The sequence below is a fragment of the Leisingera thetidis genome (assembly GCF_025857195.1).
Taxonomy (GTDB): Bacteria; Pseudomonadota; Alphaproteobacteria; order Rhodobacterales; family Rhodobacteraceae; genus Leisingera; species Leisingera thetidis.
In genome coordinates this window covers 775,632-796,664 of the sequence record NZ_CP109787.1, presented here as the reverse complement: position 1 = coordinate 796,664, position 21,033 = coordinate 775,632, and the positions used below count along the sequence as shown (strand labels likewise).

The 21,033-nt window shown below is 66.1% G+C and carries 16 protein-coding genes; 5 read left to right on the top strand and 11 right to left on the bottom strand.

Annotated features, from left to right (window positions below):
• Positions 1-391 precede the first annotated feature (391 nt).
• Positions 392-1,744 (top strand): hypothetical protein, encoded by a 1,353-nt coding sequence (locus tag OKQ63_RS03795; protein WP_264212638.1) that lies wholly within the window; start codon positions 392-394, stop codon positions 1,742-1,744.
• 47 nt (positions 1,745-1,791) lie between these two features.
• Here OKQ63_RS03795 and OKQ63_RS03790 read toward each other — a convergent pair whose 3' ends face one another.
• The 10 genes from OKQ63_RS03790 to OKQ63_RS03745 all read right to left on the bottom strand — a co-directional run bounded on the left by OKQ63_RS03790 (position 1,792) and on the right by OKQ63_RS03745 (position 13,756).
• Positions 1,792-2,889 (bottom strand): GNAT family N-acetyltransferase, encoded by a 1,098-nt coding sequence (locus OKQ63_RS03790; RefSeq protein WP_264212637.1) that lies wholly within the window; start codon positions 2,887-2,889, stop codon positions 1,792-1,794.
• 13 nt (positions 2,890-2,902) lie between these two features.
• Complete coding sequence (locus OKQ63_RS03785; RefSeq protein ID WP_264212636.1) at positions 2,903-3,838, bottom strand: sulfotransferase family protein; 936 nt, start codon at positions 3,836-3,838, stop codon at positions 2,903-2,905.
• Entirely contained in the window at positions 3,835-4,947 is a 1,113-nt protein-coding gene (locus OKQ63_RS03780) for a lipid II:glycine glycyltransferase FemX (protein WP_264212635.1), read from the bottom strand. Before OKQ63_RS03780 ends, OKQ63_RS03785 begins: the two co-directional genes overlap by 4 nt.
• A complete protein-coding gene (locus tag OKQ63_RS03775; RefSeq protein ID WP_264212634.1) occupies positions 4,944-6,119 on the bottom strand; it encodes a GNAT family N-acetyltransferase in 1,176 nt (391 codons plus the stop codon). Before OKQ63_RS03775 ends, OKQ63_RS03780 begins: the two co-directional genes overlap by 4 nt.
• Positions 6,112-7,275 carry a glycosyltransferase gene (locus OKQ63_RS03770; protein WP_264212633.1) on the bottom strand — a complete coding sequence of 388 codons (1,164 nt, stop codon included), beginning with the start codon at positions 7,273-7,275 and terminating at the stop codon, positions 6,112-6,114. The genes OKQ63_RS03775 and OKQ63_RS03770 overlap by 8 nt, the downstream gene beginning before the upstream one ends.
• Entirely contained in the window at positions 7,272-8,495 is a 1,224-nt protein-coding gene (locus OKQ63_RS03765; protein WP_264212632.1) for a glycosyltransferase, read from the bottom strand. Before OKQ63_RS03765 ends, OKQ63_RS03770 begins: the two co-directional genes overlap by 4 nt.
• 1 nt (position 8,496) lies before the next feature.
• Complete coding sequence (locus OKQ63_RS03760; RefSeq protein WP_264212631.1) at positions 8,497-9,933, bottom strand: O-antigen ligase family protein; 1,437 nt, start codon at positions 9,931-9,933, stop codon at positions 8,497-8,499.
• Positions 9,930-11,216 (bottom strand): polysaccharide deacetylase family protein, encoded by a 1,287-nt coding sequence (locus OKQ63_RS03755; RefSeq protein ID WP_264212630.1) that lies wholly within the window; start codon positions 11,214-11,216, stop codon positions 9,930-9,932. The genes OKQ63_RS03760 and OKQ63_RS03755 overlap by 4 nt, the downstream gene beginning before the upstream one ends.
• A 16-nt stretch (positions 11,217-11,232) precedes the next feature.
• Positions 11,233-12,690 carry a GumC domain-containing protein gene (locus OKQ63_RS03750; RefSeq protein WP_264212629.1) on the bottom strand — a complete coding sequence of 486 codons (1,458 nt, stop codon included), beginning with the start codon at positions 12,688-12,690 and terminating at the stop codon, positions 11,233-11,235.
• 61 nt (positions 12,691-12,751) lie between these two features.
• Positions 12,752-13,756, bottom strand: a complete 1,005-nt coding sequence (locus OKQ63_RS03745; protein WP_264212628.1) for a sugar transferase — start codon at positions 13,754-13,756, stop codon at positions 12,752-12,754.
• Positions 13,757-14,388: 632 nt separating this feature from the next.
• Here OKQ63_RS03745 and murJ point away from each other — a divergent pair.
• Together murJ and OKQ63_RS03735 are read left to right on the top strand one after the other, a co-directional pair.
• Positions 14,389-15,894, top strand: coding sequence for a murein biosynthesis integral membrane protein MurJ (gene murJ / locus OKQ63_RS03740; RefSeq protein WP_264212627.1), 1,506 nt, complete (start codon positions 14,389-14,391; stop codon positions 15,892-15,894).
• Complete coding sequence (locus tag OKQ63_RS03735) at positions 15,891-16,988, top strand: DegT/DnrJ/EryC1/StrS family aminotransferase (RefSeq protein ID WP_264212626.1); 1,098 nt, start codon at positions 15,891-15,893, stop codon at positions 16,986-16,988. The genes murJ and OKQ63_RS03735 overlap by 4 nt, the downstream gene beginning before the upstream one ends.
• 9 nt (positions 16,989-16,997) lie before the next feature.
• Here OKQ63_RS03735 and OKQ63_RS03730 read toward each other — a convergent pair whose 3' ends face one another.
• The gene (locus OKQ63_RS03730) at positions 16,998-17,765 is read right to left on the bottom strand and encodes a hypothetical protein (RefSeq protein WP_264212625.1); all 768 of its coding nucleotides are present in this window, start codon (positions 17,763-17,765) and stop codon (positions 16,998-17,000) included.
• An 86-nt stretch (positions 17,766-17,851) separates the two neighbouring features.
• Here OKQ63_RS03730 and OKQ63_RS03725 point away from each other — a divergent pair, with 86 nt between their 5' ends.
• Both OKQ63_RS03725 and OKQ63_RS03720 read left to right on the top strand, forming a co-directional pair.
• Complete coding sequence (locus OKQ63_RS03725) at positions 17,852-19,015, top strand: glycosyltransferase (RefSeq protein ID WP_264212624.1); 1,164 nt, start codon at positions 17,852-17,854, stop codon at positions 19,013-19,015.
• A 41-nt stretch (positions 19,016-19,056) separates the two neighbouring features.
• On the top strand, positions 19,057-21,027 hold the full coding sequence (locus OKQ63_RS03720; protein ID WP_264212623.1) for an SDR family NAD(P)-dependent oxidoreductase: 1,971 nt from the start codon (positions 19,057-19,059) through the stop codon (positions 21,025-21,027).
• Positions 21,028-21,033 lie beyond the last annotated feature (6 nt).

Sequence of the window (21,033 nt, the reverse complement as noted above, 5' to 3'; positions counted from 1 at the left end):
TCTCCCTGCAGCCGCTCATCTCTCCGCAGCCCTCTGCGGGTCGGAGTGATTCAGCCGCGGCGCAGGACCGGATATTCCCTCTTCGTTCCCCGCCTGCGCCCTGCACGCCGCGCCTGACTCGCGCCACTGGCAGGTTCTGCCGGCAGGGGCTCACACCCCTAAGGCGTCACAAGTCGGGACGCGCACAACCTCAGGATCAGGAAAATTGACGCCAATGCGCTTCACCTTCCGGTCTTTGAGACATTTTCAGCGAATTTTCACCATTTCCGCCGCCACCACTTGGCAGTTTCCCGCTGTGAAAACGGCTCGGCGGAACCGCGGGGTTTCCTTCTGCTAAGTGTCAAGTCCACAAGAAGCGCGAATATGAACTTGTGTGTATGAGGTAACAGGCATGTACCAGACTGACTACAAATCGATTGGCGGCTACGGCCAATTCAACACCATCCTGCAGCTGCAGGACGGACGCGTCGACATCTCGGAGGACGGCAACGTCACCCTGATGCGGGCTGGCTCGGCCGGCTCGAAAGTCGGCAAATCGACCTACAGCACCGCGATCAACCCGACCGACGAGTCGGGCGTGATCACCGCCGAATTCGACTTCATGATCCCCGACGGCTACCCGCTGAGCCACATCTATCTGGCTGACCTGGAGAGCAACGCCTCCAGCAGCGGCTTCAACCCCGGTGTGCGCATCCAGGTGCGCGATGGCCTGATCCGGGTGGAACGCGGCAAGATCGGCATCAAGGAACTGTGGCCCGCCGACCAGGACGAGCTGCTGCAGACCGGCCAGTGGTACTCGCTGAAAGTGGTCATGCGCCCCGGCAACGAGAACAATGGCGAGATCCAGCTGTATCTGGATGGCAAGCTTGTTGTCGACGAGCAGGGCCAGACCATGGACACCCGCTCTGCCAACGGCGACATTGACCGGGTGCAGATCGGCCTGACCGCCAACGTCAACGACTATGATGCCGCTTTGGCAGTCCGCAACGCGGAAGTCACCGTTGACAAGCCGGGCAGCAACAATGATGGCCAGTACACGCTGGACCCGCTGGACGCGCTTCAGCACGCAATCGAGATCTACCGCAATGGCACGGAAGCCAACCCTGTTTATGTGGACGAAATCGATCCGAACCAGCCGCCGGTCACGGAACCCCCGGTCACCGAGCCGCCTGTGACCGAGCCCCCGGTCATCGAACCGCCGGTGGATGAGGACGACTACAACACTATTGGCGGGACCGCGAATGACGATGTCCTGAAAGGCACCGGCGCAGCTGACGCCATCCAGGCCTACAGGGGCAACGACGATATCGCCGGCTACAAGGGCAACGACATTCTGCGCGGCGGCGGCGGTCACGACACCATCAAGGGCGGCAACGGCCAGGACACGCTGAAAGGCGGCAACCGGGGCGATGAGTTGAGCGGCGGCGGCGGCAATGACGACCTGCGCGGCGGCAACGGCAATGATGATCTGCATGGCGGCGCTGGCAATGACACGCTCAAGGGCGGTAACGGCAAGGACACCTTTGTGTTTGACGCCGGCACCGGACAGGACATCATCACCGACTTCGAAATCGGCGTCGACAAGGTGTACCTGGATTTCTCTGCCTCGGAGCTCAATACTTTGCGGTTCCAGAACGTCGGCGGCGAGGATGGCGGTGTCCTGGTTACCCAGGGTGACGATTCCATCCTGCTTCAGGGTGTGAACTTCTCCGAGCTGTCGTCCAGCGACTTCCTGCTCAACTGATCCGGAAGGCCCCCGGGCCGCTTCCGAATTCCCGCCCCGCCCGCGGCTCAGGCCCGCGGGCGGGGTTTTTCTGTCCGGGCAGCCTGACGGAGCAGGCGCAGCTGCTCCGCGGCGGCCAGGCGCAGGCGCGCGCCCAGACCGGCACGGCTGATGTCCAGGCTCACCGTCTGCAGCCGGCTGTTCGTCATGCGTTTGATGTTGTGACGGACCGACCACAGATTGAACATCGCTGCGCCTTCATCGAGACTGTGCTTGAGGCTCAGGTACATCAGCGCGGTCCCGGCCCCCAATTCGCAGCCTTTCCCGGTAAGTGCCGTGAAATAGCCGTGATACGGCCCGCCCGGCTCGGCCAGAATAAAGGCAAAGGCCACTGGCTCCGACTGATGGGACACCCACCAGAACCGCAGCGTTCCGTCCCGGGCACAGCCGCGGATCTGTTCCTCGTACAGCCGCAGCCCGATCATGCGCATGCGCGGGCTGTTCTTCCAGCTAGACGCAACCACCTTGCGCAGAACGCCCACCGCCGTTTCCGGATCATCGTCAGACGTGCAAAGATCGATCTCGCAGCTTGCGGCCGTTTTCCTCTCGGCAGCGCGCAGGTTGCGGCGGTTCTTGCTGCTCAGCTGCGCCTCCAGCTCCGCACCGCCCGCCACGCCTTCCACGGTAAAGTAGGCTAGGCCGGGACTTGTCCTGACACTGTACCCACGCCGCTCGAAAGCACGGCTGAGGCAGCGGCCCAGACGGTTGTCTTCCGGAAGGTTTTCAAAGGAAAGGTCAAGCCACCGCATCCGTTCCAGCGCCTGCACCATTGCCGCGGTCAGCTCCGCTTCGTTCTCCTGTGGCGCAAACAGCAGATCGAAGGCCGGCGAAGAGCCGAACAGCGGCGGACCGCCGCGCCAGGCCAGCGCCGCCTTCCAGTCCCGGCGGCGGAATACCGGCACAAACCCGGCCAGCTCCGGCCCGCGCCAGAGGCAAAGGCAGGCCGGCCTCTGGCCCGTGGCAACAGCCGCCCGCGCCCACGGAAGGAAGAAGCCGGGCCGGTCATAGGCGCCGGCCCCGGCAGCCGCAGCCAGCGCCGCCAGCTGATCCTCCAGCGCCAGCAAGGCCGGCAGGCTGTCCGCGATCTCAACGCGCAGGGACTGCATTCCTGTCTCCTCTCTATTTCAGCGGTTTCCGCGGCAGGTGTCCGCGGACGGAGCCGCCTGCTGCGGCTGGCCAGACCCAGGCCGGAAACACTGGCGGCCTGCGGCGGGCAATGCGCCGCTGCATTGCGGAAAGCAGCACCTGCGGCACCGCCCTTGCCATAGTTTCCGACACTCTGGCCGCCGCCAGATCTGCGACCGTCAGTGCCTGCCTGCGCTGGCTTTGGCTGGAAAAGCTTGAATTCGGCGCATATTCAGGCGGCTGCAGGGCACCTGCCTCCAGCCCGGCCGCCGCAAGCAAAGGCTCCAGCGCCGGACCAGGGCGTGCGCGCAGGCTGTCGAAGTCCACGGCAAACACCCGCTGCGCCCCCAGTTGCCGGCGCAGGCGGCGCATATAGCGCTCGTGGAACACGTTCGAGGCACAGGCTCGCCCGATCAGCACCGCCCGGCGCGGGTATGGCGGCGGAGAGCGGCCATAAGACCAAAGCCGTGAGCGCAGAAACCCCGGAATCCGGCGGCTCACACAGAGGAACAAAGCCGTCGGCAGCGCCTTGGCAATGGTTTCCGCCAGCAGTGTGTGATGCGGCGATTTCTCGACCCAGGCAGTGGCCCCTTCGCGCAGCGCCACCGCATCCATCACCCGGCAGAACAATTCAGCCGGGCTGGCGCTCGCCTTTGCCGCGTCTTCGCCCCAGCTGCGTCTCAGCCCGGTCAGCCGGTAGTATTCGCTGGCCAGGAAATCCCCCGCCGCATCCGCGCGCCAGCCGGCGGCCGGCCAGGGTTCCATCGAAGGCGCGAAATGGGAGAAAAAGACGCTTTCATGCACACCGTGGTGATGGTCCGCGGCCACTGCTGCAATGCCTGGCTGAGCCGCCAGCAGATTGGCCGCAAGCGTCGTCCCGGAGCGCTGCAGCCCCAGCACAAAGATGGGAATGGCCCGCGCCGCGCTCATGCCCTCAGCCTCGCTTCCGCCCGCAGCGCGCGATAGGCGCGGCGCAGGTTGAACAGCACCGCATGGCCGGGCTGGCGCAAGGGCAGCACATAGGCGGGCACCAGAGGCACGATGCCGGGGTTGAAGGCCGATTTGAACTGAGCCCGGTTTCTGGCGCCGGCCGGGTCCGCTTCGGCCCCGTCGCCGGACAGCGCTGCTGCCCCTGCCATGTCATACTGGGCAAACCCCTGTGCCTGTGCGGTTTTCATCGCCTCCCAAACCAGCGGATACCCGGCGGCGGCGCTGGACTTGTCTTCGCTGCGGGCCAGAACAAGCCAGAACGCCCGGCTGCCATCGGCAATCATGACATGGCCCGCCACCAGCCTTTCCTGCTGCCAGGCCAGCAGGAAAGCGCCCTTGCTGCGGGTCATCTGCCATTGCGCCGCCACAGGCGGAACCGCTTCAAGCCCCAGCCCGCGGGCGCGGAAGAATGACTGCATCAGCGGTTCGAACCGCATGGCCTCTTCCAAAGATCCGGCCGGGCGCACCGCAATCCCCGCTTTTTCCGCTTTGCGGATCTGCCGTCGGCAGCGTTGTTTCAGCCGGGCCAGCAGCTGCTCCGGTGATCCGCCCAGATCAACCAGCGCCGTGTACCGGTGCTGCGCCTGACCGCTCGCAGGCAGCTGAACCCCGCCCGCCGCTTCCAGAATTGCGCAGACTTGCTGCGCGGCTTCCCCGCCGCTCCAGCGTGGGTTCAGCTGCATCGAGCAGCAGCCGGCCTGCCGCAGCCGCGCCGCGATTCCCGGCAGGATCCGGGCCAGGCATTCCGGCGTGCGGGTGACCGGCCCGCGCCGGAAATTCGCCAGGTAGCGGCCCGGCGCCAGCCGGGTCAGGCGCGCGACGCCAAATCCGGCAATGCCGCCGTCCGGAAAGCAGGCTGTCAGCATCAGGTAGCGGTGGCGCGGCGGCGGCGGGCAGTTTGCGGTGAAATCCGGGTGCTGCAGCCAGCCCGCCGGCGGGCAGGTTTCCAGAAAGGCCTCCAGTTTTCTGCGGATCCTTTGCGGCGGCACCTGATCCATGCTGATGCGAATTCCCGCAGTGCCGGCGCTGAACGGCTGCAGCACGGTCACAGCCTCTCTCCGTCATTTGCCAGAACGTCCGCGCGCCGCGGCTTCCTTCTTGGCAGCAGGCCGCGCAGCCCGGTCAGCTCGCGCAGCAAGTCCTCAAGTTTCAGCAGCCAATAGACGCGGCTGCCCCGCCGCACGCCCCGCACCCGCCGGAGCTGGTAAGATCCGGTTTCAAAATCCTTCAGGAAGTGGGTCCGGCGTCCGAACTCGAAACGCACGGGCTCGCCTTTCCCGATCACCGTCTGCAATCCCAGATACAAAATGGAGCGGCCCGGCGACAGGTCCGAATATGCTTCGTCAAATTCCGTGAACAGTCCGTACCAGGTGTCCTGGCAGCGCACCGCGCAGAAGGACGCGATGTCCTTTTCCTCAGCACGCATCAAAACCAGGCTGCCGCATTTCCGCCCGGCAAACCTGCGCCAAAATTCGCACAGGAACGCATCGCCGCCGTCCAGCGCAGCCAGCCCGGTGCCCGATTTCTGCTTCCAGGAGCGCCGCGACAAGGCAATCATCCTTTGCACCGGCGCCTCTGCCGGCCCGGTATAGGCTTCTGTTTCCGCCTTGGCCTGTTTCAGCTGCTTGCCGCTGACGCGGACCTTCTTGCGGAAAGACCGGCTGCGGGTCTGGCAGTAGCTGTCCCAATCGGCAAGGTTTTCCGCCAGCGAGCTGTCCTGCTCCCGGTCCTGCCACAGTTCCAAGCCGCTCAGGCGCAGGCAGCGGGTGGTGAACACATCCCGGGTGCAGACCCGGAACATGGGCAGTTCGATCCCGGCCCGCGGCGCGGCCTTGCATACCGCTGCCAGCAGCACCCGCAGGGTTTCGCGGCTGCTGGCCAGAAACTCGAAGAAACCCGAATAATTGCACAGCCAGCCGGTCAGCACCCGGGGACGGTAGAAGGGCAGCAGCTTGCTGGCCCGCTGCCGGACCAGGCACATCGGCGCGGCCGCCACCATCATCCCGGCCTGCCAGACCGTGACAACCCGCAGCTCGCCGGGCACCCCGAATCCCGCATACTGCGCGGCCAGCCAGTCAAAGGAGGAGAAAAGCCGCCCGCGGCAGCTTTCGTGCATGGCGCGCCAATCCGCTTCCAGAGCGGCAAAATCCTCCCAGCAGGTCAACACCCGGGTGTCCAGCGCCTCCGGCTGCGCGCTGCGGATGACCGAACAGCTATTCATCCGCCATCCTCCGCGCGGGTGCCCAGCGCACGCTGTGCACCCCGGCCATCGCCCGCAGAATGCCAAAGCCCATCGCCGCATGGCCCATCACGAAAAACCGGGCCGGACCTGTCCCGGGCAGCCGCCCCAGCGCGGGCCACAACAGCGGCCCGGCGCCAAGGCCGTAGACCAGCAGCTGTGCCAGCAAGCCAACGGTGTAAATGCCTCCGGACTCTGCGGCAGCGGCGAGGCTCAGCAGCAGCAGCAGCGGCAGCAGGAAGGCCACCATCCGCCGCAATCCCTTGTGAAACAGCAGCTGCAGCGCGTAAATCCCGTGCCGACCCGGATTCATCAGACGGCGCATCCGCATCAGGGCGCGCCAGCCGCGCTCGGTGGAGCGCACCCGGCGCATGAACTCGTCGCCGGTATGGCTGCTCACCTGCTCCTGCGCCACCGCACGCGGCTCAAACACCAGCCGCCGGTGCCGGGCCGGGGCCTGCACCGAAATATAAAAGTCATCCGCCACATCACCGGGCACCCGCTCCGGCACCAGCTGCCGCCGCATGGCATATAGCGTGCCTTGGGCTGAGACCGCCCCGCCGAGCCGGTTCTCCGCCGCCTTCAGTAGGGAATCGTAGGTCCAGAACAGCCGTTCGGCACGGGCCAGCCAGCCGCCACGGCTCTTGCAGCGCTGCGGCAGCAGCCGTCCGCAAACCCCGCCGGTGTCCGGCCGGGCAAAAGGCGCCAGCAGGTGCCGGAGGGCGCCCGGCGCCAGCATGCTGTTGGCATCGGAGAAAATCACCACATCCGCCTCGATCCGCGCCAGTCCGGCGGTCAGCGCCTGCGCCTTGCCGCCATGCTCCGCCGTCTGGAAGGCGCGGATACGCGGGCTGTTCAGCGACAGCGCCTGCGCCAGCGTTGCATCTTCCGAGCCATCGGAGACCACCAGAACATCCACCCGATGCGGCCCGCAGTCCTGCTTCAGGATGGTTTCCAGCTTGGCCCGGATCGCGGCTTCCTCGTTGCGGGCGGCAATCAGCACCGTGGCGCGCACCGGCTGCTCCGGCGGCAGCTGCACCCGGCACCCCGCCACCGCAGCAATCGCGCACCACAGGACCCCGTACCCCGCAAGCGAGAAAGCCACCAGCCCGGCGCATATCCAGAACAGCAGCATCATTCCGCCGCCCTCCCCAGCGCCGCCGCGGAATGAGCGCGGAACAGGTCGAACTGGCGGCGCGCATTGACCGCCAGCGAGAACTCCTCCTCCACCAACGCCCGCCCCTGCCGGGCAATGGCATAGGCCGCCGCGGGATCGGCATGGACCGCCTCCAGCGCCTGCACCAGCTCCGCGGCCGAACCCGGTTCGATCAGGAAGCCGGTCCGGCCGGGGCGGATCAGTTCAGGAATGCCCGAAACATTGGTGGAGATCACCGGCCGCTGGAACGCCAGCCCCTCGATCGCCACATTGGGAATGCCCTCGGTACGCCCCGACGGGCCGATCACCGACGGTGCGGCAATCACATTGGCGCATTCGTAGAGCCGGCTCACCGCCGCAAAATCCTGCTTGCCCAGAAAGGACACCCGGTCTCCCAGGCCCAGCTCTGCCGCCAGCGCCTGCAGCCTGTCGCGTTCCGGCCCGTCCCCGGCCAATGAGCAGCGCCACTCCGGGATCTTCATCGCCGCCAGAGCCCGCAGCAGCAGGTCCACGCCCTTGCGCACCTGCAAGGAGCCGACATAGACCACGTGGAACGGCCCCTCCTGCGGCGGCGGGTCCAGCTGCGGGATCGCCTCCACATCGACGCTGGAGTGGATCACCTGGATCTCTTCGGCGCGCAGGCCGCGGACATGATTGGCCAGAAAGTCGCGCCCGTACTTGCTGATGGTGCGCACAAACGCCGCCTCGCCCAGCTTTTCCGCCAGCAGCCGCTGGGTGCGGAAGATATCATGGGCGCGGCAGCTGACCGAATAGGGAATGCCGGTCAGCCGATGGATCACCCAGGCCGCTGTCGCCGGGTGGCCGGCAAATTCCGCGTGTACATGATCGGCGCCCCATTCCGCCAGTTCCCGCGCAATTGCACTGGCGGCAACCGAGACCACAGCGGACTTCCCGGCCAGCACCGGCCTGCCGCCCTGCTGCGCGCCGATCACGGCCAGCGGACCGGCCATGCGGCCCAGCCTTGCGCCGAAACTGGCCAGGGTGCGCGGGCTGACCAGCCCGACATGGCGGGCAACCGCCTGCGTCGGCCTGGCGAAGTCATGCAACACTTCATCCGTGTTGTAAGGCGAGAGGTGGTACAGCCGCACCTCTGCCCCGAACTCCAGAAACTTCAGCACATCCCGCAGGATGAAAGTTTCGGTGAATTTCGGGTATTCCGTGACGATGACCGCCAGCCGCATGTCAGATTCCCCCATCCCCGCTGCCCGCTTTGCCGGTGTTTGCCGGGCCGGCGCCGGCATCGCCTGAGCCTTCCCCAAGGCTGAGCTGCCGTGCCGCCACGCAAAGCGCGGGCAGGATCCACATAAACTTAGTGTCCTCATTGGGCATGAACAGCGACGCGATCAAAAAAGCAGCAAAGCCGTAAGCCAGCGCCTTGGCAAAGACCGACAGTCCCGGCACCCTGGCGCGGACAGCCTGCAGCGCCGCCTTCATCGCGCTGAGCATCACGCCGAGGAACAGCGCCAGCCCCACCACGCCCAGTTCCGCCGCGATCTCCATATAGCTGTTGTGCAGCTGCCGCGGTGCAGGTTCGCGGCCCGGGTACCAGCGGAATTCATCCCCCGCGTAGAAATGCGGGTAATTGCCGGGGCCGACGCCGAACACCGGGTTTTCCCACAGCAACTGCAGCCCGATCAGATTGTAGGAAAACCGCCGCAGCAGGGTCCGGTCCGAACCCTGCTCAAAAATCGTGCCCATCCGTTCCCAATAGACTTCGGGAACAAAGGGCACCGCAGCGGCGGCGGCGGCAGCAAGGCAGACCAGCATCAGCGGGAACAGACGGTGCTTGCGGTTCTGCCACATGTAGACCAGCGCAATCAGCGCAAAAGCAATCGCCGCCGAACGCGCCAGCGTCAGCACCAGCCCGGCCATGCCGATCAGCACCACCGCACCGCTGAACCATCGCAAGGGTTTATGCTCAAAGAACAAAACCGCGGCCATCACCACGGTGCACAGCAGCATATGCGCCGCCGTGGTCGGATTGTAGTTGGAGGCGCCGGCACTGCGGGCCTGGCCTTCGAACTGGGCGGTGGTGGCGGCGGCCTCAGTTGCCACCAGCCGCACGCCAAGCACGCCTTCCGCCAGCACAAACAGGCCGGAGACCAGACCGGTGCCGACCAGCACCCAGACCAATCCGCGCAGCCGTCCGGGGGTGTCCGCCAGGGCTACGATCAGGAAGAACAGGACAATCACGCTGGCAAAGCCGATCACGTGGTCCTTGCCCGCCTCGGGGAATTTACAGGTCAGATAGGAAATGCAGAGCCAGATCAGGAACAGCATCACCAGCGACTTGGTCCGGCTGGCCGGCCCCAGGCGCAGCTGCCGCGGTTTGCGGTAGCCTTGCAGCAGCATTCCCCCCAGCGCCGCCACGGTCAGCAGCTTGAAGGCCGACAGCGGCAGCGCCTGCGACAGGATGCTGGCCAGCGCATCCAGATGCGAGAAGGTGACCAGCAGCAGCAAGGCGGCAAAGGGGTTCAGGGTGACCAGCCCGCCGATGGCCAGGCCCGGCACCAGCATCACACCCATTTTCGGCGAGACGGCGGAGAAGGCAATCAGCAGCAGCGCCAGAAAGCCGAGGCCGCCCATCAGCAGCAGGTATCCGGTCAGCCGCCAGATCATGCCGGGCGGGCGCCCCGGCGCCGCTGCGTCCGCCGCGCGCGCTGTTGCAGGCGCTTGTGCAGTTTCTTGCTGAGGCCCGCGGCCAGGATCACCAGGTACCAGTAGTGATTGCCCTGAAAGCAGCGCACCGTGGCGCGGAAGTGCCAGGCGTCGATGCGGGCGCTGGCAAAACCGGCTGCGTTCTCGCCGACGTGCACCCGGCTGATCACCGCCGGATCCTCACCGGCGCGGTTGGCGCCCTGCCCGGCGGTGGTGGCCAGATAGCCTTCCTCTGCCGCAATCCTGCGGGCCAGCGCCGAGGTCCGGTTCTGCGGCCAGCAGAACAGCTCCGGCGCCTTGCCAAGGCGGGCCTTGAATTCGGTCCGGCAGCGGGCCAGCTCGGCGCGGACCCTGGCGGTATAGTCCGCCTCGCTCTCGCGGCGTCCGCCGGCGTAGGCGGGGGCGGCCAGGGCCGCTTCGCTTTCGGGGATCACGGTCCCGGCGGGGACAGCGGGCGGGTTTTCCGGCAGATACCAGTCATGCTTGCTACCGCGCATCGCCGCCCACTGCATCCAGGCGTGGCGCTTCCAGTTCTCGCCGGTGAGCCGCCCCACGGCCCGCGGGCCGACCGGCACCCGGATGTGGTCCACCCCGTGCGGCTGAACGTCAAACACCTTGCCCGGACCGGCCTGGTCCAGCGCCCGGATCTCGCCCCAGCTGAGGTAGCCATCCCAGCGGGCCGGGCGGGCGGTGTCGTCCAGGGTCTGCGGTGCAGGGCGGTCCGGGGCGGCAAATTCCAGCGAGACAAACAGGGTGGCGCGCATGCCGTGGCGGCGCAGGATCGGCGCGGCAGCGACCCAATTGTCGAGATAGCCGTCGTCAAAGTGCAGCAGCACCGTCCCCGCCGGAACCGGCTGGCAGGCCCGGCGGCGGCGGATGAAGTCTCCGGTGTCCATCACCGTGCAGCCCATCTGCCGCAGCAGGCTCAGCTGGCGGTCCAGGGTTTCAGGCCGCACCGAGGTCTCAGCCGCCCAGGGCAGCCAGGCAGCATCCTCGCTGACGCTGTGCCAGGTGAGGCAGGGCAGGCCGCCGCGCCGCCGCATCCAGCCATCGGCAACCCACAGCCAGCCGGCCAGCACCGGCAGCCCGCACCAGCCGGGCAATGTCCCGGCGGGGACAGCCGACCGGGCCAGCAAGGCCCAGGAGATCAGAATGGCGGCAATGCCGCCGCCCCAGAGTGCCAGCGCCCAGCGCCGCTCTGCCGTGCGGCGGCTGCGGATCAAGGATGTTCTGTGCTGACGCACCCCCGGTAACCTCCTGTCATCCTTTCAGAAACACGCCAAAGATGTTTTCAACCCCCTGCGCCTGCAGCCGGGCGGCCGTGCCCTGCAGCGCCTCCTCGGAGACCGCACCGGGCCGGATTCCGATCACCACCCAGTTGAAGCCGGCGGCCTTGCTCATGGAGAAGCTTTCGTCGGCGCCGCCCAGATCGGTCACCTTGACGCCATTGCTGGGCGCTGCGCCGCCGCGTCCGGCCAGCGGGCGGCCAAGCTGGATCACCGGCCGGCTGCCGCCGCCCGGCACCGCCTGCAGCGCGCTCTCACCGCTTTGACCCTCGGCCACCGTAACGGTGTCCTGCAGGCGCCGCACCTTCAGCTTCTGCCAGCCTTTGAGGCGGCGCAGGGCGACCTCTATCACCGCAGTCAGGCGGCGGCTCTCCTCATCGCTCCCCACTGCCGTGACCGCGCCCTGGCAGGGCATCGCATTGCACTGCAGGTTCATGGTCTTGGCCAGTTCGGCGAGCTTGGCCCGCTTGGGCCGCCGCAGCAGCATGGTGCCGAGCGCGCGCGGTCCGAACAGGCGCTGCAGGTCGGCATCGGTCTTGACGGTGCTGGAGAAAGTGTCGGCGCTGATCACCACGAAGGCAGAGGCCATGATCCATCCGACCAAGGCAAAAACGGTGTAGACAATCACCCGCGGAAAGCTGGGATAGACCGGCTCCACCGCCGGGTCGATCACCCGCAGGGCGGCGAAGTTATTGGCGCGGGCCAGCCGCAGAGAGTTGATCTGATCCTCCAGCTCGGTGAAATTGCCATCGCCCTTGGCAATTTCCTGGCGCAGGGCGGCTTCCATCTGGCGCGAGGCGGTGTCGGCCTGGGCACGGGCATGAGCAACATATTCCTCGGCCACGAAATTGGCCGCCGCAGCGGCCAGACTCGGTTTGTCCCAAAGCACCTTGATCTTCAGGATGTAGGTGCCTTCGATCATTTCCACTTCGATGGAATCCTGCAGCGTCAGCACTGCATCGGTGCGCGGGTCCAGCGGCACATGCTTGCCCGAGTTTATCGTATTGTAGATCCGCCGGGCGTTGCGCCGGAAACTAGTAAACCGCTGAATGATCTGGCGTTTGAGCCCTGCCGGGTCCTCCGCCTCAGCCCCGGGGCCGGTCCCGGCCTCAGCGGACGGCGGCTGCCCGGCGGGCAGCTCTGCCGCAATCCGGTCCACGGTCTTGGCGGCGATTTCACGGCTCAGGAGATATTCGATATGGGTTTGCGTCAGCAGATTTGCCGGGTTGATCGTGGTGGAGCGCACAAAGTTCTGGCTGAACGACAGCTCCGTCTGCGTCGGCAGCAGCGAAACCTTGGCGGAGGCGGTGTACACCGGAGATACAAACAGGAAGAACGTGCTGATGGCTGCGGTGCCGCCGACCAGAACAAGAAAGATGAAGGCAATCAGCCCCCGGTAGTAACGCAGCAACTGCCGGTAATGCGCGGTCACGGTCGGCCTCCCGCTTGCTGCGCTGTGCGGGCGGCTGCCCCCCGCTGCCGCCTGCCCCCGGTCATGACGAGATCACCGACGATTGCAGCAGATAGCGTTCGACAAAATGCTTGGCCGCCCTGGTGGTGGTGGAATAGGTCGCGTAGTTGGCAAAGCCGCTGCGCCCGATCCCGACCGGTTCGCAATGCGAGATCTTTGCCCGTACCCTGAGGCGGCAGACACGGCCGGATTTCCGTTTGCGCACCAGCATCACGAAGTGTTCGCCTTCGGGGAACGGACGGGTCGAGACAAATTGCAGGACCTCATCCGAGATGCCGCAGATCGCGCCGACATGGGTGCTGTTGCCAGCCGACAGTTCCACCTTGCTGTCGGGCGGGCAGTTGAACCCGGTGCGCAGCCATCTGTGTTCCGCCAGCGGGCGGAACTGGTCGGCGATCCCCGAGACCGCCAGGCGGGCCGACTTGCTCAGCACGCAGACGCCGACATAGGCAAGAAAGCCGAAAGCCGCCCCATACCGGATCGGGGTGCGGCAGCACATGCGGTTGAACCTGGCCCGCAGTTTTTTCGGGGTTTCATGGGTCATCAGCGCCTGGGCAAAGCCGACCAGGCCGGGACGGATGCGGAAGCGCTCCTCGTAGCCGGGCACTTCCGCGCGGTAGATATCCTCAATCTCCGGCCGGATCGGCCGCGGCCCGACAAACACCATGTCGCCGAGCAGGATGTTGATCAGCTGCGGCAGCTCATCCAGCCGCGAGCGGCGCAGGTAGATGCCGATGCGGGTTTCCGTCATCGAGCGGCGCGGCAAAGTCTGGTCGCGGGTGACAGTGCCTGCCTTGAAGCTCAGAGTGCGGAACTTAAGAATGTTGAACTCCTTGCGGTCCTTGCCCAGGCGGCGGCCCGCATAGAACACGGGTCCCCGCACCAGCAGTTTCTGCAGCAGCACGATCAGCAGCATCAGCGGGCTGACCAGCGGCAGCAGCAGCAACGCCAGCCCGCGGTTGATCACGGCATCAAGCAACGGATTTGCGGGCGCGTAGCCGGTGCGCAGTTCGGCACCGCTCAGCAACCCTCTGGCTGCTGTTGCGGCCTCCGCTGTTGCGGCCTCCGCTGTTGCGGCCTCCGCTGTTGCGGCCTCCGCTGTTGCAGCCCCCTTTGTTCCAAAGCATTCTGCATCCGGCCTGTCCTGACGGGCCGTTTGTGCGGCTGGCCTGGACGCCACGCGTCTTTCACCGTCAAGGCGTTGCGCGGCATCAGCTCTCCCGGCTGTGCCGCGAACAAAAACCCGGTTCATTGTATCCCCCCGTACAATTCCCAGTATGTGCGATATTTCCGCAGAAACGGTCACGGCCCTCCCCAAAAACGGGCCAGTGACAGCTGCGTTGTCCCCTAGGGTTAATGGAACGAGAGGGGATGATTCGTGTCAATTGGCCAACCGGCATACGCCGAAGGGCTTAGTTTGCCGCAAATCGTTTCCTGCAAAGGGAAATCTAAGATTTGACAGCTTGGAAAATCACCGCTCCACGCAAAAGAATCTGGACCGCCGCGGATAAAATTTGCGCAAAATCATGGCCGCGTTGAGGAATGAAGCTAAGCTGAATAACTGGTGAATAATAATCTGATTTCCGGAAAGCGCCGTACATGAAGCAGCGGGGGACTCTGCGCGATATTATCTCTGTCACTTTCTGGAAATCCGCCGGAATGGGACTGAGCCTGATCATTGCCCTGGCAATTGCAAATCTGTTCGGCGCAGGCCACGTAACGGACGCGTTTTTCTTTGCCCGCCGCCTGGTGTCAAATTGTGCCGCCGGGCTCGACCGGGCGTTTCAGCTGCTCCAGGTTCCGCCGCTGGTGCGGCTGGCGGAGACACAGGGGCTGGCAGTGCTGTCAGCCCATTTGCGCAAGCGCCTGTGGCAGGTGTTCCTGATCGCTTCGGCGCTGTGTGCTGCCGCCTATGCGATGGCCGGAGAGATCGTCGATGTCCTGGCTCCTGGATTTTCCGAAGAGCAATGCCGGACCGCCGAAACCTATTTCCGGATCCTGCTGGTTGTGCTGCCTCTGTCCGCGGCAACGGCATTGGCGGGCGCGACGCTGAACGCGCTGCGGCTGTTCCGCCTGCCGGTGATTGCCCGGCTGCTGCCACGGCTGTGTGCGCTGGTGGCGCTGGCGATGGTGCCGGTCTTTGCCTTCGGGCTGGGCGCAGTTGCCCTGGCCATTGCCGCGGGCACCGTGGTGATGGCGGTGTTTTTTGCCATTTGCATCCGGCACGCCGTGTCGCAGGATTGGACAGCGGTCAATACGTCTGCCCCGCAGCAAACCTTTTCGCGGGGACGCGTCTGGGCAATGCTGCTGTCGCAATTCCACCTGATCGGTGCGATCTGGATCGATATGGCAATGGCCTCGCTGACCGGCGAAGGCGGGGTGGCCACGCTGGAGTTCGCCCAGCGGATGACCAATATGGCACCCGGCGTGGTCACCAACAGTGTTGTCATTGTCTATTACACGGAATTCGCCAGCCACCTGGCGCGGGGCAATCAGGAAGCATTCCGCAAAAGCGTGCAGGAGTCGCTGCGGGCAACGCTGCTGTTCGTCATGCCCGCCGCCGTCACGCTGTTCATGCTGAACAAGCCGCTGGTCGCCGTGCTGCTGGGCCACGGCGCATTCGAGCCTTGGGCGGTTGAACAGACCGCCAGCATCATTGCCTGGCTGGCGCCGCTTCTGGTGGTCAATGCGCTGCTGGGCACCCTGGCCTCCGCCCTGTTCGCCGACCCCAAATTGCCGCATGTCAGGATCATTGTGACGTCGATCACTACTGCCCTGGCCGCCCGGCTCTGTCTCAATTGGCTGTTTCTGCCGCATTACGGCGTTCTGACTGTGCCCGCCGCCTCTCTGGCCTCGATGACATTGCTGATGGTCATTCTCTATGTCTGGCTGGCCTATGCGCTTGGCCCCCTTGTGCGGCTCCGGGAAATCCGGCCGTTTGCCGCAATGGCGCTGGCCTCTGCCGCGGCGGCGGCCGCAATCTGGTCAGTGCAGGCAGCGGCTGCGCGCGAAATGGCCGGGCGCTTGGAGATGACTGCCGTGGCCGCGCTTGCCACCCTGTGCGGCGGCTTGGCCTTCCTTGCCGTGGCGACGCTTCTGAAAGTGCCGGAAACCAGGCGTATCCGGCAGGCCCTGCGCAAAGCGGCGCGCCGGGGCGCGGCATGACCGCCCGAACCCTTGTCCGGAAATCACCGCCGCTGCAATTGCCGGCGCATCGGGCGGCGCTGCCGTTTCCATTCTGCAGCCCGCACACCCACCTGACCCGCAGCGGCCGGTTTGCGATCCGCGAGGGTTTGCGCGCGCTGGGGCTGCCGCAAGGCGCCAAGGTGCTGCTGCCGGCCTGGCATTGCGGATCCGAGGCCGATGCGGTTCTGGCCGCCGGATTGCAGACAGGGCTGTACCGCCTGCACCCGGACCTGACTGCTGATCTGGAGGATATCCGGCGCCAGATGCAGGGCGGCGGTATCGCGGCCCTTTATGCCATTCACTATTTCGGCTACCCGCAGCCTTCCGCCGCCTTGCTGGGGCTGGCGCAGGAGTTCGGCGTGGTGCTGATCGAGGATGTGGCGCTGGGGCTGTTTTCCTGCATGCCGGACGGTGCCCCGCTCGGCCGACAGGGAGACATGTCGGTATTCAGCCTGGTCAAGACCTTGCCCTTGCCGGATGGCGGCGCGCTGTGGCTGCGCCAGGCCCGTCCAAATGCGCTGGCGCGGCTGTCGGCGGCTCCGCTGCGGCCGGTGCTGGCCGGGTTCAAAGGTGTTCTGAGGCGGACATTTTCTGCGCGGCCGCCTGCCCGGCCCGCTGCGGAGGTTCCGGCGGCCCGGCTGGAAGCCTGGCACATGGGGGCCGGTATCGATCCCGCTGACATGGCCGGCCGGATGCCGCTGCTGACCCGGCTTCTGCTGCGGATGGCGGATGCGGAAACAGCAACGGCCGCTCACCGGGCAAACTACCTGGCGCTGCAGCAGGGAGTGCCGCGCCGGGGGGGGATGCGCCCGCTGCTGCCGGATCTGCCTGACGGCGCCTGCCCGGCCTTCTTTCCGCTGTTCACACCGGACGCGGACCGGGTGCATGCTGCCCTGCAGGCGGCAGGCATCCAGTCGGTGCGGTTCTGGCGGCAGTTCCACCCGGCGGTGGATCTATCCGGCCATCCCGAAGCGCAGCAGCTGAAACGGTCGGTGCTGCGGCTGCCCGTGCATCCGGGCATCCGGGCGGCGGATGCAGCGCGGATCTGCGCAACGCTGCATCAGGCCTGCTGAGAGCCCCCGTCAAAGCTGGCAGAAGCGGACATCGTCCAGCAGCATTTCGGCGGCTTGCGGATTGGAATTGGCGGTCAGCCCGATCTGGAAACGGTCAGCCTGTTCCCGCACCGTAACGTCCATGTGGCGGGACACGATCTCCTGCGTCAGCATGGTGGTGCCACGGGCATCGCTGATGACTTCTCCATCCAGCGTTACCAGCGAGCGGCCATCCTCGCCTGCGCCCAGCGTCACCTGCCAGGACAGTTCATGCCAGACGCCTGCAGTCATCACGCGCGGGACGGTGGGCAGAAACGGCTGTTTGATGCCGACCTTGGAGCGGTCCACCCGCAGCAGCCCGCGGCGCAGGTAAAGGCGGATGCCGGGATTGGTCTCCAGCCCGCAGGAAGCGCATTCGAGGTCCATCAGGATCACGCTGTTGAGCGGCATGCCCGGCGGGAAATAGATCCGCGCCTGCATCAGGATCACACTGCCTGCAGGCAGCGGTTCAAAGCGGTGCACGTAGTCAGCCTTGCCGACCTTGCCCTTTTTCTTGGGCCCTGCCGTCAGCCGCGCCACGCGGTTGCCCGGCTGCAGCGGGTCTTCCGCCAGGACCGCCTCGCCGCGCTGCAGCTGCACATGGGCAAAACCGCCCTGCCCGCCGGCCTCGTCAAATGGCCAATGGCGGCTGTCCGGGGGGCATTGCTCTGACGCGGAGCCGTTGCTTGCCCACAGGACAGCGGCAAGGGACAGAATGGACAGCACCCGCCCGCGCGGGCTGCACTTGAGCAATGGCATGGCAGACCTACTCTCAATAAACAACAAGCTAAGGATATAGGGCCCGTTTCCGGAATGACCCGGAGATCGTCCTGCCGGGACAGAACATGAGTGCATCACAGCCGCAAACCATCGCCTTTGCCCTGCCGCATTTGAAGGCCGGCGGGATCGAGGTGGTGGTGAAATCGCTCCTGTGCAGCCTGGACCGCAGCCGCTGGTCGCCGCTGCTGATCCTGAACCGCCGCGAGGGCGAGCTTCTGGCCGCCCTGCCCCCGGATGTGCCGGTGCTGAGCTGCGGCGGCGGGGGACTGCTGCTGCGGGCCCGGGCGCTGGCGCGGCTACTGCGCCGGCACCCGGCGGCGCTGCTCTATTCCGGCACCAACGCGATGAATCTTTCGGCAGTGATGGCGGTTGCGATGCTGCCGCGGCGGCAGCGGCCGCGGCTGGTGATCTCGGAACATACCACGGCCAGCGACTACCTCGCCAAGGCACGGCATCCCTGGCTGCGCGGGCTGCTGATCCGCGGGCTTTATCCGCGGGCGGACCGGCTGGCGGTGCCGCTGGAGGCGATCGGCACCGGCTGGCAGGCCGCGCTGCATCTGCCCGGGCCGCCCCTTGCCTGCTTGCCGAACCCGGTACTGGACCGTGCCGGACTGGACCGTTTGCGCGATGATCCGCCGGCGCGCGTGCCCGGGCGGATCGTGGCAGCCGGGCGGCTGATCCCGGACAAGGGGCATGATGTGCTGCTCCAAGCCTTTGCCGGGGTGCAGAAAACGCTGCCGCAGACAGAGCTGCTGATCTACGGAACCGGACCGGAGGCACCGGCTCTGGAAGCGCTGGCTCAGCAGCTGGGCATTGCCGGAAGGGTGAGGCTGATGGGTTATTCCGCAGATCTGCTGCGCGATTTTGCCCGCGCGGAACTGGCGGTGCTGCCGTCGCTGCGCGAAGGGTTCGGCAATGTCGCGGTCGAGACGCTGGCAGCCGGCACGCCGCTGGTCGCCACCCGCTGCCTCGGTCCGGAAGCAATCCTGCAGGGCGGCAAGCTGGGAACACTGGTGCCGCCAGGGGACGCAGAGGCGCTCGCCCATGCGATGACCAAAGCCCTGCAGACCCCGCCTGACAGCCGCCAGCTGGCCATGGGCCGGGCGGCAGCGGCCAAGTATCAAGTAACATTTGCGGCACTGGCGTTTGACAGTTTTGCAAGCGGGCTATTGTCCCCTGTTGAGTCCGCGCAAACTGCGGCGGGCCGGAAGGCGGCAGGAATCCGGTAGTTGGGGGCCGGACCCGGCCGCCTCGTTGGGGGAGACGAGAAATGGTGAAACTATTCCGGCGCCGGATGCTGCGCCTGGCGGCTGTCGGCCAGGAGCTGGCCTCCAAGGCCTTGAACCGGGTGCGTGAATCCGGCTCGGACCGGGCGCAGCCGGTGCCGCTGCTGCCCGCTGCAGACGGTCTGGAGGGGGCGCGGGTGATGATTACCGGCGGCACCCGCGGCATCGGCCTGGCGGTGGCCAAGGGGTTTGCCGCAGCCGGCGCCAGGGTTGCCATTACCGGGCGCAGCAGCAGCAAGGTGCAGGCAGCCGCGGCGGAGATCGGCCATGATGCGCTGGGACTGACCACCGGACTGAATGGCGACGGCTCGCTGGAAGCCGCCTTTGCCCGGGTCGAGGCGGCCTGGGGCGGGCTCGACATTCTGATCAACAATGCCGGCATGTCCGGCCCCGCGGCAGAGGTGCTGTGGGAACTGCCGCCGGAGGCATTTGACGAGGTGATGCATGTCAATGCCACAGGCGCCTTCCGCGCCGCTTCGCAGGCGGCGGCGCTGATGCAGCGGCAGGGCACTGGCGGACGGATTATCCATGTCAGCTCCGGCGCTGTGGAAAGCCCTGCGCAAAGCACCGGAGCCTATGCAGTTTCCAAATTTGCGCTGGAAGGTCTGAGCCGCCAGCTGGCGGCCGATGCGGGTGCGGCCGGGATCGTCTCCTGCACCCTGCGCCTGACCGGGATCCATACCGACATGACCGAACAGGCGCTGGGAGCGGTGCGGGCCAGCATGCTTCCGGAACCGGACACCGTGGTGCCCGCCTTTCTGCGGCTGGCCGAAGCGCCTGCCGGCGCGGTCAGCGGACGCAGCTTTTCCGCGCCGAGGATGCTGGACGCCCCGGAAACCGAACTGGCCGCGCAATCCCCGCTGGCCGCGTCAGTGCCCTTCACCTACAAGAAGTACACCCACAATGGCCGCGATGTCGTGCGCGGCGATCCGGACTTCCGGATCTTCGACCGGGCCGAGAACCAGTATGGTGCCTCGCCGAAAGTGATTGAAGCGGTCACCCGCGAATTGCAACTGCGCCCGGCCTCGATCTACCCGGACGAAAGCCATGCAGGCCTGACCGCTGCGCTGGCTGCGGAATACGGGCTGACGCCGGCGCATTTCGCCATCGGCAACGGATCCTGGGAAGTATTGGACCGGTTTCTGGAAATCTTCACCCAGCCCGGAGACGAGGTCATCGGCGGCAAGCCGGGATGGTTCGGCTTCAACATGCTGTGCCGCAAGCGCGGGCTGACCGTCCGCAAGGTGCCGATGCGGCTGCGGAACGGGCAGCCGGAGCATGACCTGAATGCGGTTGCTGCAGCCGTCACCCCGGTGACACGGCTGGTCTATCTGATTTCCCCCAGCAATCCCGAAGGCGCGGTGCTGAATCGCAACGCGCTGCTGGCGTTTCTGGACAAGCTGCCGGCAGGTCTGCCGGTGCTGCTGGATGAGGCCTATTTCGAGTATTGCGATGACCCGGAAGCAATCAGCGCCGCCGGACTGCTGGAACGCCGGGAGCGGCCTATCTTCGGCCTGCGCACCTTTTCGAAATTCTATGCGCTGGCCTCTATGCGGGTCGGCTACGCCTATGGACGGCCCGAGCACATCCAGCTGCTGAACTGCGCCGAACGGATCTTCAGCATCTCGCATCTGTCGGAGAAAGCGGCGATTGCCGCCCTGCAGGATCAGGCGCACCGGAAGCTGGTGCGGGACAGCACCCTCGCCCAGCGCCGCCGCATGGAGGAAGAACTGCAAGCCATGGGGTTGTCCTACTTCCCCAGTCAGGCGCCGTTCATGCTGGCCGAGCTGCCTGCGCCGCTGAAGGACGTGGTGGCAAGGTTCGCGCAGGAAGGCGTCATATTGGGCGAGAAAGCGTTCTACAAATCGAAATTCACCATGCTGCCGGTGTCCACCGAGGCGGATACCACCCGCATCCTGGACCTCATGAAGTGCTGTATCGACGAGTTGGGATAAAGGCAG

What these genes read in the sequence shown, in the direction of transcription:
- OKQ63_RS03795 (WP_264212638.1), top strand. Translation starts at nt 392, where the DNA reads ATGTACCAGACTGACTACAAATCGATTGGCGGCTACGGCCAATTCAAC.
- OKQ63_RS03790 (WP_264212637.1), bottom strand. Translation starts at nt 2,889, where the DNA reads ATGCAGTCCCTGCGCGTTGAGATCGCGGACAGCCTGCCGGCCTTGCTG.
- OKQ63_RS03785 (WP_264212636.1), bottom strand. Translation starts at nt 3,838, where the DNA reads ATGAGCGCGGCGCGGGCCATTCCCATCTTTGTGCTGGGGCTGCAGCGC.
- OKQ63_RS03775 (WP_264212634.1), bottom strand. Translation starts at nt 6,119, where the DNA reads ATGAATAGCTGTTCGGTCATCCGCAGCGCGCAGCCGGAGGCGCTGGAC.
- OKQ63_RS03770 (WP_264212633.1), bottom strand. Translation starts at nt 7,275, where the DNA reads ATGATGCTGCTGTTCTGGATATGCGCCGGGCTGGTGGCTTTCTCGCTT.
- OKQ63_RS03765 (WP_264212632.1), bottom strand. Translation starts at nt 8,495, where the DNA reads ATGCGGCTGGCGGTCATCGTCACGGAATACCCGAAATTCACCGAAACT.
- OKQ63_RS03760 (WP_264212631.1), bottom strand. Translation starts at nt 9,933, where the DNA reads ATGATCTGGCGGCTGACCGGATACCTGCTGCTGATGGGCGGCCTCGGC.
- murJ (WP_264212627.1), top strand. Translation starts at nt 14,389, where the DNA reads ATGGGACTGAGCCTGATCATTGCCCTGGCAATTGCAAATCTGTTCGGC.
- OKQ63_RS03735 (WP_264212626.1), top strand. Translation starts at nt 15,891, where the DNA reads ATGACCGCCCGAACCCTTGTCCGGAAATCACCGCCGCTGCAATTGCCG.
- OKQ63_RS03730 (WP_264212625.1), bottom strand. Translation starts at nt 17,765, where the DNA reads ATGCCATTGCTCAAGTGCAGCCCGCGCGGGCGGGTGCTGTCCATTCTG.
- OKQ63_RS03725 (WP_264212624.1), top strand. Translation starts at nt 17,852, where the DNA reads ATGAGTGCATCACAGCCGCAAACCATCGCCTTTGCCCTGCCGCATTTG.
- OKQ63_RS03720 (WP_264212623.1), top strand. Translation starts at nt 19,057, where the DNA reads ATGGTGAAACTATTCCGGCGCCGGATGCTGCGCCTGGCGGCTGTCGGC.